Origin of the sequence: Halolamina pelagica, from assembly GCF_001307315.1 — an archaeon.
GTDB classification, from domain to species: domain Archaea; phylum Halobacteriota; class Halobacteria; order Halobacteriales; family Haloferacaceae; genus Halolamina; species Halolamina pelagica_B.
Window position 1 is genome coordinate 648,701 of the sequence record NZ_LGUC01000001.1, and the last position, 15,485, is coordinate 664,185.

The window sequence follows — 15,485 nt, forward strand, 5'->3', positions numbered from 1 at the left end:
TCCGCCCATGATCAGCCGACAGACCCTCCGAGAGGAGCCCGAGCGCGTCCGGGACGCGCTCGACGCGAAGGGCGTCGACGACGTGGATCTCGACGAGATCCTCGAGATATACGACGAGTGGCGCGACCTCAAAGCCGAGGGCGACGACCTCCGTCACGAGCGCAACGAGGTCAGTCGGACCATCGGCGAACTCAAACGCGACGGCGAGGAGGAGAAAGCCCAGGACGCCATCGATCGATCGAGCGAACTCAAGGAACGACTGGAGGAAGTGGAGGATCGCGCCGACGAGCTCGAAGCGGATCTGGAGGAGCGCATGATGCGGATTCCGATGCTCCCCGACGACGACGTGCCCCGCGGCGCCGACGAGAGCGAGAACGTCGAGCGCCGGCGCGAGGGGTTCGACGACCTGCGCGACCTGCCCGAGGAGGTCACGCCCCACTACGACCTCGGCGAGGAGCTCGACATCCTCGACTTCGAGCGCGGCGCGAAAGTCAGCGGCGGCGGCTACTACTTCGCGAAAGGCGAGGGCGCCCGCCTGGAGCACGCCCTCATCCAGTTCTTCCTCGAAACCCACCGCGAGCAGGGGTACACCGACGTGTTCCCGCCGATCCCGGTCAACAGCCGGTCGATGGAGGGCACCGGCCAGTTCCCGAAGTTCACCGAGGACGCCTACCGCCTTGAGGGGAGCCACGACGAGCCGTACGACGACGACGACCTGTGGCTGCTCCCGACCGCGGAGGTCCCCGTCACGAACCTCCACCGCGACGAGATCCTGCTCGACGACGACCTGCCGCTGAAGTACCAGGCGTACTCGCCGAACTTCCGGCAGGAGGCCGGCGAGCACGGCACCGAAACCCGCGGCATCGTCCGCGTCCACCAGTTCAACAAGGTCGAACTGGTCAACTTCGTCCGCCCGGAGGAGAGCGACGAGCGCTTCGAGGGGCTGGTCTCGGAGGCGGAGTCGGTGCTGCAGGAACTGGGGCTGCCCTACCGGATCCTGGAGATGTGTACCGGCGATCTCGGCTTCACGCAGGCCAAGAAGTACGACATCGAGGTCTGGGCGCCCGGCGACGACATGGCCGAGGGCCCCGACCGCGGCGGGCGCTGGCTCGAGGTGTCGTCGGTGTCGAACTTCCGGGAGTTCCAGGCCCGCCGGGCGGGGATCCAGTACCGGCCCGAACAGCACGAGTCGGCGGAGTACCTCCACACGCTCAACGGGTCGGGCGTCGCCGTCCCGCGCGTGGTGGTGGCGATTCTCGAGTACTACCAGAACGACGACGGCACCGTCGACGTGCCGGAGCCGCTCCAGCCGTACATGGGCGGCCAGGAACTCATCGAGGGCCGGGAGCCCGTCGGTGAGAGCGCGGTGGGGGACGGGAACTGAGCGCTACTTCGTAAAGGTCCGTAGCTCGACGATTTTCTCTTCCTCGACGGTGAACAGGTCGACGAACGCGAACAGCTCCTCGCCGTCCTCGGCGAACAGCCGCCCGTGGGCCGCGACCTCGCGCTCGCGGGCGTCGTCGGCGTCGACGGCCGGCAGGAACAGCGTGTCCACGGCGTGGACCGTGTCGGTCTGTGGCCGGTCGTTCATCATGAACTCGACGAACCGCTCGCGGCCCTCGATTGTCCGGTCGCTCCGGTCGTGGCGGAACTCGGGGGCGAGCACGGCCGCGAGGCCGTCGGCGTCCATCGCGTCGATGGCCTCGTAGTAGCGCTCGACCAACTCAGTCTGGCTCATACCGCATCTCGGGCGAGCGGACCCAAGAAGGGTCGGGGAACATTTGGCCCTCGGGCGCCCAGCGAGCGTATGGACCTGCACGTTCGGTACGAGGGCGACGACGACCCCGAGAAATGTACCGCCCGGAAGCTCGCGCGGTTCGACCTCGCGGAACTCCACCGCTCGGACCGCGCGACCCCGTACGGCGTCGTGCTCAACCCCCACGCCGACCGGGCGCTTTCGCCCGCCGATCGGGACGCCGCCGAACACGCACTGGTCGCGCTCGACTGCTCGTGGGAGTCCGCCGGCGAGAAGCAGTTCACCATCGACGGCGACCACCGCGCGCTCCCCTACCTCGTCGCCGCCAACCCGGTGAACTTCGGGAAGCCGATGCAGCTCACGACCGTCGAAGCGTTCGCCGGCGCGCTGGTGATCCTGGGCGAGCGGGCACAGGCCGAGCAGGTCCTCTCGAAGTTCACGTGGGGAGAGACGTTCCTCGAACTCAACGAGGAGCCCCTGCGCCGGTACGCCGACTGCGAGGGCTCGGCCGAGGTCGTGGCGATCCAGGGGAGTACTTGGACCGATAAACCGCAAGCGACGATACAGAACTACCTGCGCGTGGGCAAACACGCGAGTTGGCCGACGACAGCCGTTCGGCGATCGGCGACAGGGTTCGTCGATGCCGGCCGAGAACGGGGCTCGGTAACCGCGGGGCCGCGCTTCGACGGGGTTCGGCCGCTTCTGGTTACCAGACTCGACCCACGACCGTTCGCCCCCACCAGTCGACTTACGGTCGATGGCCCGCTACCCACTCACATGGCGAGCTTCCAGATCGGGCGGATCTACGGGATCCCGATCAAGATCGACGTGACGTTTCTGTTGGTGCTACCGTTGTTCGCGTGGGTGATCGGTTCGCAGGTCGGCTTTTGGGTCGACATCCTCGGTATCCTGCCCTCCACCGTGCCGGGCGCGGCGCCGCTAACCGAGGGGAACACGCCGTGGCTCATCGGCTCCGCGTCGGCGATCGGCCTGTTCGTCGGCGTCCTCCTGCACGAACTGGGCCACTCGCTGGTCGCGATGCGCTACGGCTTCGAGATCGACTCGATCAAGCTCTGGCTGCTCGGCGGCGTCGCCCAGTTCACCGAGATGCCCGAAGACTGGAAGCAGGAGTTCTCGGTCGCCGTCGCCGGCCCGATCGTGAGCGTCGCCGTGGGGATCGTCTCCTACGGCGTGTTCACGACGATCCCGGCGGAGCTCCCGGCGGTCCAGTTCGTGTTCGGCTACCTCGCGCTGGTGAACGTGATGCTTGCGGTGTTCAACATGCTGCCGGGGTTCCCGATGGACGGCGGGCGCGTGCTGCGCGCGCTGCTCGCGCGGAACCGGTCGCACGTCCGCGCGACCCAGATCGCGACGACCGTCGGCAAGGGGTTCGCGATCCTCATGGGCTTTTTCGGCTTGCTCCGGTTCGACCTGATCCTGCTTGCCGTCGCCTTCTTCATCTACATGGGCGCCTCGAGCGAGGCCCAGCGCACCGTTCTGAAGGCGGCGTTCGAGGGCGTGACCGTCCGGGAGCTGATGACGCCGGCCGCGGAGCTCCAGACCGTCACCGAGGAGACGACGGTCGCCGAACTCATCCAGCGCATGCTGCGTGAGCGCCACGTCGGCTACCCCGTGATGCGCAACGGGGCGTTCGTCGGCATGGTGACCTTAGAGGACACGCAGTCGGTGCCCGAAGTCGAGCGCGACGCCTACCTCGTCGAGGACGTGATGAACTACGAGGTGCCGACGCTCGACCCCGACAGCGAGGTGATGGACGCGCTCGACGCGATGCAGTCCCACCAAGCCGGGCGGCTCCCGGTCGCCGACAGCGAGGGGAACCTCGTGGGGCTGCTCTCCCAGACCGACCTCGTGATGGCGTTCAACATCTCCCAGACCAGCGGCGGGCTCGGCGGGCTCACCGGGCAACGGCTCCCCCGCAGTCGTAGCTCCTGGCCGGCCGAGAGCGCCGCTCGCCGGTCGTTCCCCGAACGGACGCGTTTTTACGCGCTGGGCGGCTACACTCCCGTAATCGATGACCTTCGAAGATCTCCCGACCACCCCACGGTCGGAGGAGCTCCTCGACAAGGCGTTCTCCCGGGCCGCCCGGACCGGACGCGCCAAGGAGCCCTACGAGGCCCAAGAGGCCATGCTGCGCACCGCCGGGAACATCCTCTCGGACAACCTCCAGAACGTCGCTACCGCCTGGCCGGACTTCGACTACGTCGACCCGTTCTACTACGAGCTCGCCGACGCGATCGTCGACGTGGACCGGCTCCGACAGGCGCTGAGTGAAGTCACCTGGGCCGGCAACCAGATCGAGGCGCTACGGGACGAGTACGCCTCGAAGATCCGGAACAGCGACACCGAGACGGCGAAGAAACACCGTAAGCAGGCATTCGCCCGGATGGCCGACATCATGGACGAGATCGAGGACGACCTGCTGGCCGTCGGCGAGGCCCGGGACGAACTCAAGACGCTGCCGGACATCCGCCCCGACGAGCCGGCGATCGTCGTCGCGGGCTACCCCAACGTGGGGAAGTCCTCCTTCGTCAACGAGGTCACCAACGCGCGCAACGCGATCGAGTCCTACCCGTTCACGACGACGGCGGTCCACGTCGGCCACTTCGAGCACGATCACATCCGCTACCAGATCGTCGACACGCCGGGGCTGCTCGACCGCCCGGAGGATGAGCGCAACGACATCGAGGCCCAGGCGGTCTCCGCGCTGCGCCACCTCGCCGACGCCGTGCTGTTCGTCGTCGACGCCTCCGGCCAGTGTGGCTACCCGCTGCCCGCCCAACTCGAACTCCGCGAGGAGCTGGCCGCCCAGTTCGACGCGCCGATGGTCACCGTCTGCAACAAGTCCGACGTGTCGACCGAGGTCGAGGCCGACGCCTACATGAGCGTGACCGAGGGCGAGAACGTCGACGCCGTGCTCGACACCGTAGTCGAAGCGGTCGACTGGACGCCCGACATCCCGCCCTCCCGGAACGACTGAGCCGCGGCGTCGCCGACGTCCGACCGCGTCCCCTCGCCGCCGGCGGTTTCGACGGCGGCGTAGCGCACCGACACCGAGACGCCCTCGCCGCTTCCTAGCTCGAACGGTCCGTTCTCGATGGCGCCGATCCGCTCGGCCAACCGGTCGGCCAGCGCGGGCGGCTCCGTCCCCGACTGGTACCCGATAGTGACGAGCACTCGCTTGGGGCTCCGGAACGGGAAGGTGGAGCCGTGTTCGACCTCGAAGGAGACCAGCGACAGGCTGGGCTCCCCGGCGAGGAGCGACTCGGTCTCCTCGCGGGCCTGATCCGCGAACGCCGCGCGCTGCATCGAGGCGTACGTCGCGCCCGCGAGCACCGAGGAGAGCACGAGCACCGTGACCGCGAGCGCGCCGATCCGCTTGACCGTGTCTTTCCGCGCCTCGCCGACTTTGAACCACTCCTCGGGCTGGTACCCCTGGTACCAGAACGTCGCCAGTGCCACGAGGTTGATCGAAAGGAAGTTCACCGCGACCAGCACCGCCGAGCCGACGATCGCCGCCGGCCGCCCCCACGCGATCCCGATCCCGACGACCGCGGTCGGTGGCACCAGCGCCGCGGCGATCATCACGCCGACGAGCGCCGAGGAGACGCCAGAGGAGAGCGACAACGCCCCGGCGACCCCCGCCGCGAGCGCGACGGCCAACGACGGGACGCCCGGCGAGAGCCGCTCGCGCACCTCGCCGATCGCGAACACCTCGGTCACGCTCAGCGGGACGACGTTGCCGAACCGCAACAGCCCCGCGAACGCCGCGGCGCTCCCGACCGCGAGCACGGCGCCGACCAGCTGCAGCTTGATTCCCCGGACGAACAGCTCCCGATCGTCGACGACGGAGCCGACGCTGGTGGCCATCGCCGGCCCGATCAACGGGGCGATCACCATCGAACCGACGACGACCGCCGCCGAGTCGATCAACAGCCCGGCGGTCGCGACGACGGCGCTGATCATCGTCATTACGAGGAAGGGGACCCAGTCCGGCGCCAGGTCCGACGCTCGCTGGACCAGTTCGTCGCGGGCGATGCGTTCGCCCTCCTCGCCCTCGGTCCACTCCTTCTCCAACTGCTCGTAGCGCTCGGACACGACCGTCTCGGCGTCGAGCACAACGGTGTAGGCGTCGCGGTCGATCCCGGTCTCCTCGCGGAGCTGGTCCAGTATCGGCTCGACGGCGTTGGTCGGGAGCGGGAACGAGACCACGGCGGTGTAGCGCCGCCCGCTGGTTTCGTCCGAGAGCGCGTAGTCGATCCCGTTGTCGTCCAGCACCGAGAGCACGGCCTCGCGCTTCCCGGTGGGGATCATCACCTGTACGAGTCGCACGGCTGTGTCTCTCGGGGACTCGGGAAATAGCCGGCGGTGGTGTCGACCACGCCGTTCGCTATCGCCGTATGGAGTTTACACCCCGACCCGTGAGGGTTAACCCCGTCTGCCCGCTAGCACGCCCATGCCTTTCGAGAACCGGCCGGACCGGGGGGACGAGGTCGTCCTCGTCGGCCGGTCGAACGTCGGGAAATCGACGCTGATGCGGGAGCTGACGGGCCACAGCTTCGACACCGGGGGGAAACCCGGCGTGACCCGGCAGCCGAACCATTACGACTGGGCCGGTCCGGACTTCATGTTCACCGACCTGCCCGGCTTCGGCTTCATGTCCGGCGTCGAGGAGGGGAAACGCGAGCAGATCAAGACCGACGTGGTGCGCTACGTCGAGGCCAACGCCGACGACATCCTCGCTGGCGTGCTGGTCGTCGACGGGAAGGCGGTCATCGACATCATCGACCGCCACCGCGGTAACGGCGATATCCCCCACGACGTGGAGATGTTCCACTTCCTGCAGGACGTGGGGATCGACCCTATCGTGGCGGTCAACAAGATGGACAAGGTCGACGACCGCGACGAGCGGCTCGACGAGCTCTGTGACCGGCTCGGGCTGTTCCCGCCCTGGCAGCAGTACCAGGAGACGATCTGCCCGATCACCGCCAAGACCGGCTCGATCGAGCCGCTCGAGTCCGCGCTCGCCCAGCGGTTCCGCGACGCCAAGCGGGACGAGCTGCTGCAGTTCGTCAGCTGAGCGCGTAACGCTCTTCCGCCTCGGCCCCCCTCCTTCGGCCATGTCTGCGGTCACCGGGCCCCCGCCGGAGCTCGACGAGCGCCGTGACGAGCTCACGCCGATGCTCCAGCAGTACGTGGATCGCTGCCGGGAGTACGACGACGCGCTCGTGCTGTTCCGGGTGGGGGATTTCTACAAGACGTTCTGCGGCATCGCCGAGGAGGTCGCCCGGATCTGTGAGCTCACGCTGATCGAGCGCGAGGACTCGACGGGCACCTACACCGCGGCGGGGATCCCCGTCGACAACGCCGCCGAGTACGTCGAACGCCTGCTCGACGCCGGCCACCGCATCGCGATCGCCGACCAGGTCGAGGACCCCAGCGAGACCACCGGCATCGTCGACCGCGCGGTCACCCAGATCGTCACGCCCGGCACCGTCGTCGACGACGAACTGCTCTCGCCCGATTCGACGTACGTCGGCGCGATCGTCGGGGACGACGACGCCTTTGCGGTCGCGAGCGTCGACGTGTCCACCGGCGAGTGCCGGGTCGCCGCCGCGCCGGATCGCGCGAGCGTCCGCGAGGAGGTCGCCCGCGTCGGGCCCGCAGAGCTGCTCGTGGGGCCGGGTGCGCCGGAGGTCGATGCAGCCTGCCCCACGACGGACTGGGACGACGACGCCTTCGCCGCCGACACGGCTCGGGACACCCTCGACGCCTACACCGATCCGGACCGCTTTACGGCCGTCGAGGCCCGCGCCGTCGGTGGACTGTTGGCCTACGCCGAGTACACGCAGGGCGACGACGGCGCGCTCGCGTACGTCTCGCGGGTGCAGCGGTACGACGCCGCGGACTGTCTGCGGCTGGACGCCGCCGCGCTCCGGAGCCTCGAACTGTTCGAGAACCGCGCGGGCGGCGAGCGCGAGGGGGATACGCTGTTCGAGACGATCAACGAGACCGTCTGTGCGCTGGGGCGGCGCCGGCTGGCGTCGTGGCTCCGCCGGCCGCTGGTCGATCGCCGCGCGATCGAGGCTCGCCTCGACGCCGTCGACGAACTCGCGACGCGGACGCTTCTGCGGGAGGCGCTCCGGGACGAACTGCGCGCCGCCTACGACCTCGAACGGCTGGTCTCCCGGGTTTCCCGGGAACGGGCGAACGCCCGCGACCTGCGCTCGGTCGCGGGGACGCTCGCCATCGTCCCGGAGCTGAAGGACGCGCTCGCGGACGCCGAGGCCGATCGCCTCCAGCGTCTCCGGGACGACCTCGACGAACTGCGGGAGACGCGGCAGCTGATCGAGAGCGCGATCGTCGAGGACCCGCCCCAGGAGATCACCGAGGGCGGGGTGATCCGCGACGGGTTCGACGACGAACTCGACGAGGTCCGAAGCACCGAGCGCGAGGGGCGAGCCTGGGTCGCCGATCTCGAGGAACAGGAGCGCGAGCGGACCGGGATCGACAACCTCGAAGTCGGCCACAACCAGGTCCACGGCTACTACATCGAGGTGACCGACAGCCACCTCGATTCCGTGCCCGAGGAGTACCGCCGGCGCCAGACGCTGAAGAACTCCGAGCGCTTCGTCACCCCCGAACTCCGCCGGCGCGAGGACGAGATCCTGGGCGCCGCCGAGCGCGCCGACGCGCTGGAGTACGAGCGCTTCTGTGCGGTCCGCGCCGAGGTCGCCGACGCCGCCGACCGACTGCAGGGGCTCGCGGACGCGCTCGCCGACCTCGACGCGCTGCTCTCGCTTTCGACCGTCGCCGTGGGGCCGGCGTTCTCCCGCCCCGCGTTCCACGACGGCGACGAGCCGCTCGCGATCGAGGCCGGGCGTCACCCCGTCGTCGCGCAGGCACAGGCGGAGTTCGTCCCCAACGACGCCGAGCTGCCCGCCGGCAGCGTCGCCCTCATCACCGGCCCCAACATGAGCGGGAAGTCGACGTACATGCGGCAGGTCGGGCTGATCTGCGTGCTCGCACAGGCCGGCGGGTTCGTGCCCGCCGAGTCCGCGAGCCTCCCCGTGCTGGACCGGGTGTTCACTCGCGTCGGCGCCAGCGACGACATCGCGGGCGGGCAGTCGACGTTCATGCGCGAGATGAGCGAACTCACCGACATCCTCCACGACGCGACCGCGGACTCGCTGGTGCTGCTGGACGAGGTGGGCCGCGGCACCTCGACGGCCGACGGCCTCGCCATCGCCCGCGCGGCGACGGAGTTCCTCCACGACGAGGTGGGCGCCCGGACGATGTTCGCGACGCACTACCACGACCTGACCGCGCTGGCCGACGAGCGCGAGGGCGTGTTCAACCGCCACTTCACCGCGATCCGTGACGGCGACGACGTGACGTTCCTCCACCGCGTGGACGACGGGCCGTCGTCCTCCTCCTACGGCGTCGAAGTCGCGCGGATGGCCGGCGTTCCCGAACCGGTGGTCGAGCGCTCGCGGGCGCTGGTCGAGGGTGGGGGCGACGACGCGAGCGCCGACCCCGAGGCGGACGGCTCGGCGCCGGCCCCGACACAGGCAGCGACCGACGGCGCGGGCGCCGACAGCGCCGGCGAGAGCACCGCGCCCGAAGCCGACGCCGGACCGGCGACGCCCCCGGGCCAGCAGACGCTTCCCGGGGTCGAGCCCAGTACGCCAGCCGAAACCGACGCGGTCGTGGCCGAGCTCCGCGACCTCGATCTCGCCCGGACGACCCCGATCGAGGCGTTGAACCGCCTGCAGGAGCTGCAGGATCGCGTCACCGACGAATGAGCGACCCCACCGAGCCGACGCCGACGGTCGAGCGACTCGACGCGTCGACGGTCGACCGCATCGCCGCCGGCGAGGTGATCACCCGGCCCGCCCGGGTCGTTGGCGAGCTGCTGGACAACGCGCTCGACGCCGGCGCGGACTCGATCCGCGTCGAGATCGACGGCGACGGCACCGAGCGCATCAGGGTCGCCGACGACGGACACGGGATGCGCCGCCGCGACGCCGAGCGGGCGATCGAGCGCCACGCGACCAGCAAGCTCCGGGACGCCGCCGAGCTGCCGTCGACGACCAGCCTCGGCTTCCGCGGCGAGGCGCTGCCGAGCATCGCCGACGCGGGCCGGCTCGAACTGGTCACCAGCGACGGCACCGAGCCCGGAACCCGGCTCGTCGTCGACGGCGAGGTGGAGGTCACCGACGCCGGCCGGGCCCGCGGGACGACCGTCATCGTCCGGGAGCTGTTTGCGGACCGCCCCGCGCGCCGCGAGTCCCTGGGCGGCGCGGGCGCGGAGTTCGCGAAGATCTCCTCGCTGGTCGCGCGCTACGCGCTCACGCGGCCGGACGTGTCGTTCTCGCTCGCCCACGACGACCGAGAGGTGTTCGAGACGCCCGGTAGCGGCGCGTACGAGGACGCGCTGGCGGCGGTGTACGACCGTCACGTCGCCGCGCGGTCGACGACGTTCAGCCACGAGACGGCGCTCTCGGGGGCGTTCGACGGCGCGGCCATCCACGTCGACGGGGCCCTCGTCTTCCCCGCGACGACGCGCTCGGACCGATCGCACCTCCGGACCGCGATCAACGACCGCCCCGTCGTCGACGAGGGGATCCGCCGCGCGGTCGAGCGCGGCTACGGCCGGCTGCTCCCGGACGGTCGCCACCCGGTCGCCGTCGTCTCGATCTCGCTCCCGCCGGCGGCTGTCGACGCGAACGTCCACCCCGCGAAGGCCGAGGTCGCGCTCTCGGTCCGCGAGGCCGTGGAAGCGGCAGTCGAGACGGGCGTCAGCGACGCGCTCACGACCGCGGATCTCCGGCGCTCCGGCGAGGTGGCGATGGGGCTGGCGGAGTCCCTGGAGCCGAAACGGGGGGAGTCCGCGCTCGCCGAGGCCGACGTGCTCGGGCAGTTCCGGGACACGTACATCCTCTGTGCGGAGGGCGACGACCTGCTCGTGATCGACCAGCACGCCGCCCACGAGCGCGTGAACTTCGAGCGCCTGCAGGCGGCTGTCGCGGGCGAAGCGATCGAGCGGATCGAACTCTCGCCGCCGGAGACGGTGTCGCTGTCCCCGGCCGCGGCGGCGGTCGTCGAGGAACGAGCCGGCGAACTCGCGGCGCTGGGGTTCGACGCCGCGTCGTTCGGCGGCGCGACGGTGAAGCTCTCGACGGTTCCCGCGCCGCTGGGCCGGCCGGCCGACACCGAGGCGTTTCGGGAGACGCTCGCCGCGCTCGCGAGTGGCAGCGACCCCGACGACGCCCGGGAGTCGGCGCTCGCGGAGTTGGCCTGTCACCCGTCGCTGAAAGCCGGCGACGCGCTGGCGACCGAGGAGGCGGCGGCGCTCGTCGAGCGACTGGGGCAGTGCGAGCAGCCGTTCGCCTGCCCGCACGGTCGGCCGACGGTCCTCAGCGTGAACGAGGAGACGTTGGCGGCCGGGTTCGAACGATAGCCGACCGCGGCGCGCGAGCAGGCGCGACCGCCGTGTCGCGCCGCCGAGCCAACGCCGCGGTCGTGCGAAGCCGAAACCCGACGATCGAACGGGCGCGACCGCCCCGTCGGGCGCCGCCGGAGCCAACGCCGCGGTCGTGCGAAGCCGAAAACGGACACCCGACGCAACTGCCGTGTCGCCTCGGGTTCCTACCACTCCTTGCAGTCGGAACAGACCAGCGCGTCGGGGGCGAGATCGGGCGCCTCGGCGGCGCCGCCCTCGCCGGCCCGCCAGCGCTGCTCGACGCTCGCGCCGCAGGCCGCACACGCCGCGCCGTCGGGCGTCGACGTGTAGGTGAACGTCGGCGTCTCGGGGGCTGATTCGGCGTCCGGGTCGTCGGCCTCCGGTTCGTTGGCTTCCGGATCGCCGTCTCCCGGGCCACTGGCCGCCCGCTCGCCGTGTCCGGCCGCCTCATCGCCGGCCGCCTCGCCCGCGAAGTCCGTGAGGCTGGCGTCGTCGCTCATGCTCCCGGCTGGGGGCGGCGGGGGCTTAGCGTTGGCGTCCCGCAAGCGAACGCTTTTCACCCCCGACGGGCCCACAGTCGGGCATGGACCCCGGACATCCGCTGCAGGGCATGACCGACCTCTGGGACGACACCATCGACGACATGGAGGCCACCGCGGCCGAGTTGCGGGACGATGGCTGGGAGACCGTCGAGCTCCACCCCGGCGCGGTGACGCCGCTGCCGCGGCTGGAGACCGAGGACGGCTACGAGGACGACCGCACGGGGTTCGACGTGCTCGTGCCGGGCAACGAGTTCTCGGCGGTGCAGGACGCCGTCGACGGCGCCGCCTTCGACGAGTACGAGGCGTACAACGCCCAGGCCAACGGCGTCGTGTTCGCGGTGGTCGTGATGAAAGCCGACGACGCCGGACGGGCGGTGCTGATCCCCATCTACTACCGGGCCGACGAGGCGGCCGAGACCGTCCAGCGTATCGAGGCGGCCGGCGAGAGCCGACTTTTCGTCCGCCCGCTCGACGACAGCGAGCGCGTGCTGTTCGTCCAGCAGTCCCCTGCGGCGCTGCTTCCCGGCGAGGAGTAACGCCGCGTCCGGTCCACCCCTGCCGGAACAGGCGGTTTCGACGTGTTTTTCAGCCGCGGCCGAGAGTTCTCCGGTATGGCCGAACTCAAGCTCGTCGTGTCGGACCCCGACACGGGCAACACGTATCAGACGGAGGTCGACGGACAGGATGCCAACCGGTTCCTCGGGCGCTCGCTCGGCGACGAGGTCGACGGCGACGTCGTCGGGCTCTCGGAGTCGACGCTGAAGCTCACCGGCGGCTCGGACGCCGCCGGCCGACCGATGCGGGAGGACGTGGCCGGCTCCAACCTCAAGCAGCTCCTGCTCGAGGGCGGCGTCGGCTTCAACCCCGAGAAGGACGGCGAGCGCCGACGCATCACGGTCCGCGGCGCCGAGTTCAGCGAGGAGAGCGCGCAGGTCAACGCCACCGTCCTCGGCGACGAGGACGTCGCCGCCGCCTTCGGCGAGGGCGACGACGAAGACGCCGAGTAAGTTCCTACTCGCTTCTCGATGGCCGACCGTATCCCCAGCGACCACGCCAGCGTGCACACCGAACGGGCCGAGGTGGCTCGCAGCGGCGGCACACGCCGGCCCTGCCTCCACCTGCCTGCCGATCTGGCGCTCGCCCCCGGCTCGTTCGTCCGGCTCGTCGTCGGCGGCGACGAGTACCACGCCGAGGTCCGCGAGCACCGCTCGGGCTTCCTGCTCCGTGGCGCCTACGACCTGAAAAGCGAGGCGCGCGATCCGGGTCGGGCCGAGAACCGACTGGTCGAGTGGCTGCGGGAGGAGGGCCGCGAGGCGGGCGACCCCGTCGAGATCGACGAGATCGAGCCCGGCGAGCGCTACGGGCTCCGCCTCCCGGGCGAGCGAGCGTTCTACCGCGACAGTAGCGGCCCGGGTGGCTCGCTGCAGGACATTGCGAGCGATCTCGCCGGCACCGGGCAAGGCGGCGAGGACGGCGATTTCGCCGGTAACGACGCCGACGGCACCGACGACCCGTTCGATCTCGACTGAGCCGACCGAAACGCGGTCGCTTTTTCCCGTTCAGGCGCCTCGTCGGGGTATGAGCAAACTCTCGGAGTTCCTCGCGGGCGAGCGCCTGGAGGACGTGGCGCTGTTCCTCGCGGAAGACCAGCTTGACGAGGCGGGCAAACTGGCAGACGCCGGCGAGGAGGTCGACGGCGGCGTCGTGCTCGTACGCCCGGGCGAGCAGGGCCGGAAGCTGTTCAGCGCCGGCACCGGCCAGGACGCCATGGAGTTCGCGAAGGAGGCGATGGGCGAGGGCGGCAGTATCGACGCCGACCTCGCGGGCGGGCAGTGTCCGGCCGGCGACGGCGACGCCCACCAGGTCCAGTACGTCTTCGCGTTCGCGGAGGCGGAGAACCCCGAAGTCGGCGGGATGTACGCCGACGGCGACGTGATCCACGCCTACGCGAAGTGTGCCTGCGGGGAGTCGTACTCCGAGAAGTGGGTCGTCGGGAGTCGCGAGTAGCTACGCGTCGTCGTCGACCAGTTCTTCGAACGCCCGCCGGATAACGGTCCGTGCTGTCCGGCCCTCGCTGGTCCAGTGCTGGGCCATATCGAGCATGTCGTCGTAGATATCCGGCTTACAGCCCGCAGCTTTCGGGTGGCCGCCGCCGTTGACCTGGCCGGCGACCTCGTGGCAGCGCTCGAACCCTCGGAGCCGCGGATGCTCGCGCTCCCGGAGGGTTTGACGATCACCGCGGCGTCGCAGCCGTCCTCCCGCAGCGCCTCGGCGACCTCGTTCTGCGAGCAGCGACCGTACGTGAACCCGACAGTCCAGTCGCCGATCTCCCGGCGGTTCGCTCGCGACACGGCGGCCTCGATGCGCTGTTCCTTCTCCACCCGGCGGTGCTCGACGTACTCCAGCACGGTTTCCGGGAGTTCGGCGCCGTACTCGCCGACGACCGCGGCGTACTCCTCCGGGCCGCTCCAGTAGGCGTAGTCCGCGAGGTCGTCGCTGCGGGCGTCCTGCTTCAGCCAGAGGTCGTGGTCCCGGGTGACCGCGGCGAGTTCGGCGTAGCGCTCGTCGAACGCGTAGTCGAGCGAGCGCAGCGTCACGTCGGTGGTGCACTCTTCCTCGCTGTCGCCGATCACGAGGTCGACGCCCGCGTCGCGGACCTGCTGTTCCAGCTCCTCGCCCCACTGGTGGTGGTCGAACCACCGCACGTCGCCACAGCGCTCGACCAGCGTCGCCAGGTCGTCGGCGATGTACTCGTAGCTGTCCGGGCAGATGTCACAGACGTAGCAGTCCGTGCCCGCTTCGACGTACTCGGCGACCAGTTCGAGCGACTCCTCGATGTCGCCGGGGCCGGACGCGACCAGCGCCACCGTCGAGCGCTCGTGGGGTTCGGGTTCGTCTTCCTCCTCGTCGGGCTCAGCCTCGTCCTCGTCCGCCTCGTCGGCCAGCTCCGCGGCCAGCGCCGCCTCGAAGGGGGCAACGTCGAGGGCGGCGTCGCGGGCCTCGCGGATCAGCGCGACACAACCCAGCCCGTCGGCGTCGGAGTCGGTGATCACGACCGCCTCGGCGCCGTCGACGGCCTCGGCGACGCGTTCCTCGGTGCGATCCTCGTCGAGCGAGTCGGGGTAGAAAAAGCCCTTGCCGGGCAGTAGCGAGCGCCGGTGCAGCGAGAGATCGCCGGTATCGATGAGTTCGTCGTCCATACCGACGCGTCGGCGAGCCGGGGTATAAGCGCCGTGGAACGGGCTACGCGGTCGCTCCGTCGCCCTCGGCCGCGGCCTCGCCCTCAAGCTGGCGGACGGTCAACACCGGCACCGGACAGCGCCGCACGACGCGCTCGGCGACGCCGCCGATCAGGTAGCGGTTCTCGCCGTGGCGCCCCGTGTGCCGGTCGCGACCACGTCGGCGTCGACCTCGCGGGCGTAGTCGGAGATGGTCGCCGCCGGTCGACCCTGGCGGACTGCCGTGGTGACTGGCTGCTCGGCGCGCGTGGCCACGTCGGCGACGGCGTCCTCGCCGTCGTTGCGGAGCCCCTCCCGGAGCTCCTCCCGGACACGCTCGGGCGAGGACTCGACCTCCCCCTCGTCGACGACGAACAGCGCGTGCACCTCGGCGTCGAACCGCTCGGCGAACTCCAGCGCCACGTCGACCGCGCGTCGAACGCTCGCGGAGCCGTCGGTGGCGATGACTAGGGTGTCGAACACAG

The 15,485-nt window shown here is 70.5% G+C and carries 12 protein-coding genes and 4 pseudogenes; 11 read left to right on the plus strand and 5 right to left on the minus strand.

What is annotated here, in order from left to right:
* The first annotated feature begins 7 nt into the window (after nt 1-7).
* Nucleotides 8-1,384 carry a serine--tRNA ligase gene (gene serS, locus SY89_RS03420; RefSeq protein WP_054583155.1) on the plus strand — a complete coding sequence of 459 codons (1,377 nt, stop codon included), beginning with the start codon at nt 8-10 and terminating at the stop codon, nt 1,382-1,384.
* Nucleotides 1,385-1,387: 3 nt separating this feature from the next.
* Here serS and SY89_RS03425 read toward each other — a convergent pair whose 3' ends face one another.
* Entirely contained in the window at nt 1,388-1,738 is a 351-nt protein-coding gene (locus SY89_RS03425) for a nuclear transport factor 2 family protein (RefSeq protein WP_054583156.1), read from the minus strand.
* Nucleotides 1,739-1,807: 69 nt separating this feature from the next.
* Here SY89_RS03425 and SY89_RS17055 point away from each other — a divergent pair.
* The 3 genes and pseudogenes from SY89_RS17055 to SY89_RS03435 form a co-directional block, all read left to right on the plus strand.
* Nucleotides 1,808-2,287, plus strand: a pseudogene (locus tag SY89_RS17055) (DUF367 family protein); the annotation flags it as partial.
* Between the two features lie 246 nt (nt 2,288-2,533).
* Nucleotides 2,534-3,673, plus strand: a pseudogene (locus SY89_RS17060) (CBS domain-containing protein); the annotation flags it as partial.
* A 115-nt stretch (nt 3,674-3,788) separates the two neighbouring features.
* Nucleotides 3,789-4,754, plus strand: coding sequence for an NOG1 family protein (locus SY89_RS03435; protein WP_080506583.1), 966 nt, complete (start codon nt 3,789-3,791; stop codon nt 4,752-4,754).
* On the opposite strand, the gene SY89_RS03440 is transcribed toward SY89_RS03435, so the two are convergent.
* The gene (locus SY89_RS03440) at nt 4,652-6,106 is read right to left on the minus strand and encodes a TIGR00341 family protein (RefSeq protein WP_239685503.1); all 1,455 of its coding nucleotides are present in this window, start codon (nt 6,104-6,106) and stop codon (nt 4,652-4,654) included. The genes SY89_RS03435 and SY89_RS03440 overlap by 103 nt on opposite strands.
* A 124-nt stretch (nt 6,107-6,230) precedes the next feature.
* Here SY89_RS03440 and engB point away from each other — a divergent pair, with 124 nt between their 5' ends.
* Genes engB through mutL form a run of 3 tightly spaced genes read left to right on the plus strand, consistent with a single transcriptional unit; the run spans nt 6,231 to nt 11,237 of the window.
* Complete coding sequence (engB, locus tag SY89_RS03445; protein WP_054583158.1) at nt 6,231-6,854, plus strand: GTP-binding protein EngB; 624 nt, start codon at nt 6,231-6,233, stop codon at nt 6,852-6,854.
* A 40-nt stretch (nt 6,855-6,894) separates the two neighbouring features.
* Nucleotides 6,895-9,579, plus strand: a complete 2,685-nt coding sequence (gene mutS / locus SY89_RS03450) for a DNA mismatch repair protein MutS (RefSeq protein WP_054583159.1) — start codon at nt 6,895-6,897, stop codon at nt 9,577-9,579.
* On the plus strand, nt 9,576-11,237 hold the full coding sequence (gene mutL / locus SY89_RS03455) for a DNA mismatch repair endonuclease MutL (RefSeq protein ID WP_054583160.1): 1,662 nt from the start codon (nt 9,576-9,578) through the stop codon (nt 11,235-11,237). Before mutS ends, mutL begins: the two co-directional genes overlap by 4 nt.
* Nucleotides 11,238-11,425: 188 nt before the next feature.
* Here mutL and SY89_RS03460 read toward each other — a convergent pair whose 3' ends face one another.
* On the minus strand, nt 11,426-11,740 hold the full coding sequence (locus SY89_RS03460; RefSeq protein ID WP_054583161.1) for a DUF7573 domain-containing protein: 315 nt from the start codon (nt 11,738-11,740) through the stop codon (nt 11,426-11,428).
* Nucleotides 11,741-11,823: 83 nt separating this feature from the next.
* Here SY89_RS03460 and SY89_RS03465 point away from each other — a divergent pair, with 83 nt between their 5' ends.
* The 4 genes from SY89_RS03465 to SY89_RS03480 all read left to right on the plus strand — a co-directional run bounded on the left by SY89_RS03465 (nt 11,824) and on the right by SY89_RS03480 (nt 13,789).
* A complete protein-coding gene (locus tag SY89_RS03465) occupies nt 11,824-12,318 on the plus strand; it encodes a DUF7529 family protein (protein ID WP_054583162.1) in 495 nt (164 codons plus the stop codon).
* A gap of 75 nt (nt 12,319-12,393) precedes the next feature.
* Nucleotides 12,394-12,789 carry a 30S ribosomal protein S6e gene (locus tag SY89_RS03470; protein ID WP_054583163.1) on the plus strand — a complete coding sequence of 132 codons (396 nt, stop codon included), beginning with the start codon at nt 12,394-12,396 and terminating at the stop codon, nt 12,787-12,789.
* Nucleotides 12,790-12,807: 18 nt separating this feature from the next.
* Nucleotides 12,808-13,311: a DUF7112 family protein gene (locus tag SY89_RS03475; RefSeq protein WP_239685504.1), complete on the plus strand. Its 504-nt coding sequence runs from the start codon at nt 12,808-12,810 to the stop codon at nt 13,309-13,311.
* Nucleotides 13,312-13,360: 49 nt separating this feature from the next.
* Complete coding sequence (locus tag SY89_RS03480; RefSeq protein ID WP_054583164.1) at nt 13,361-13,789, plus strand: DUF5807 family protein; 429 nt, start codon at nt 13,361-13,363, stop codon at nt 13,787-13,789.
* Here SY89_RS03480 and SY89_RS03485 read toward each other — a convergent pair.
* Nucleotides 13,790-14,982, minus strand: a pseudogene (locus tag SY89_RS03485) (DHH family phosphoesterase). It lies immediately after the preceding gene.
* 43 nt (nt 14,983-15,025) lie between these two features.
* A pseudogene (locus SY89_RS03490) lies at nt 15,026-15,483 on the minus strand (universal stress protein).
* Between the last annotated feature and the right edge of the window lie 2 nt (nt 15,484-15,485).

Excerpts from the sequence above, each read along its gene's own strand:
- SY89_RS03475 (WP_239685504.1), top strand. The coding sequence starts at position 12,808 with ATGGCCGACCGTATCCCCAGCGACCACGCCAGCGTGCACACCGAACGG.
- engB (WP_054583158.1), top strand. The coding sequence starts at position 6,231 with ATGCCTTTCGAGAACCGGCCGGACCGGGGGGACGAGGTCGTCCTCGTC.
- SY89_RS03465 (WP_054583162.1), top strand. The coding sequence starts at position 11,824 with ATGGACCCCGGACATCCGCTGCAGGGCATGACCGACCTCTGGGACGAC.
- SY89_RS03435 (WP_080506583.1), top strand. The coding sequence starts at position 3,789 with ATGACCTTCGAAGATCTCCCGACCACCCCACGGTCGGAGGAGCTCCTC.
- SY89_RS03460 (WP_054583161.1), bottom strand. The coding sequence starts at position 11,740 with ATGAGCGACGACGCCAGCCTCACGGACTTCGCGGGCGAGGCGGCCGGC.
- serS (WP_054583155.1), top strand. The coding sequence starts at position 8 with ATGATCAGCCGACAGACCCTCCGAGAGGAGCCCGAGCGCGTCCGGGAC.
- mutL (WP_054583160.1), top strand. The coding sequence starts at position 9,576 with ATGAGCGACCCCACCGAGCCGACGCCGACGGTCGAGCGACTCGACGCG.
- SY89_RS03470 (WP_054583163.1), top strand. The coding sequence starts at position 12,394 with ATGGCCGAACTCAAGCTCGTCGTGTCGGACCCCGACACGGGCAACACG.
- mutS (WP_054583159.1), top strand. The coding sequence starts at position 6,895 with ATGTCTGCGGTCACCGGGCCCCCGCCGGAGCTCGACGAGCGCCGTGAC.
- SY89_RS03425 (WP_054583156.1), bottom strand. The coding sequence starts at position 1,738 with ATGAGCCAGACTGAGTTGGTCGAGCGCTACTACGAGGCCATCGACGCG.
- SY89_RS03480 (WP_054583164.1), top strand. The coding sequence starts at position 13,361 with ATGAGCAAACTCTCGGAGTTCCTCGCGGGCGAGCGCCTGGAGGACGTG.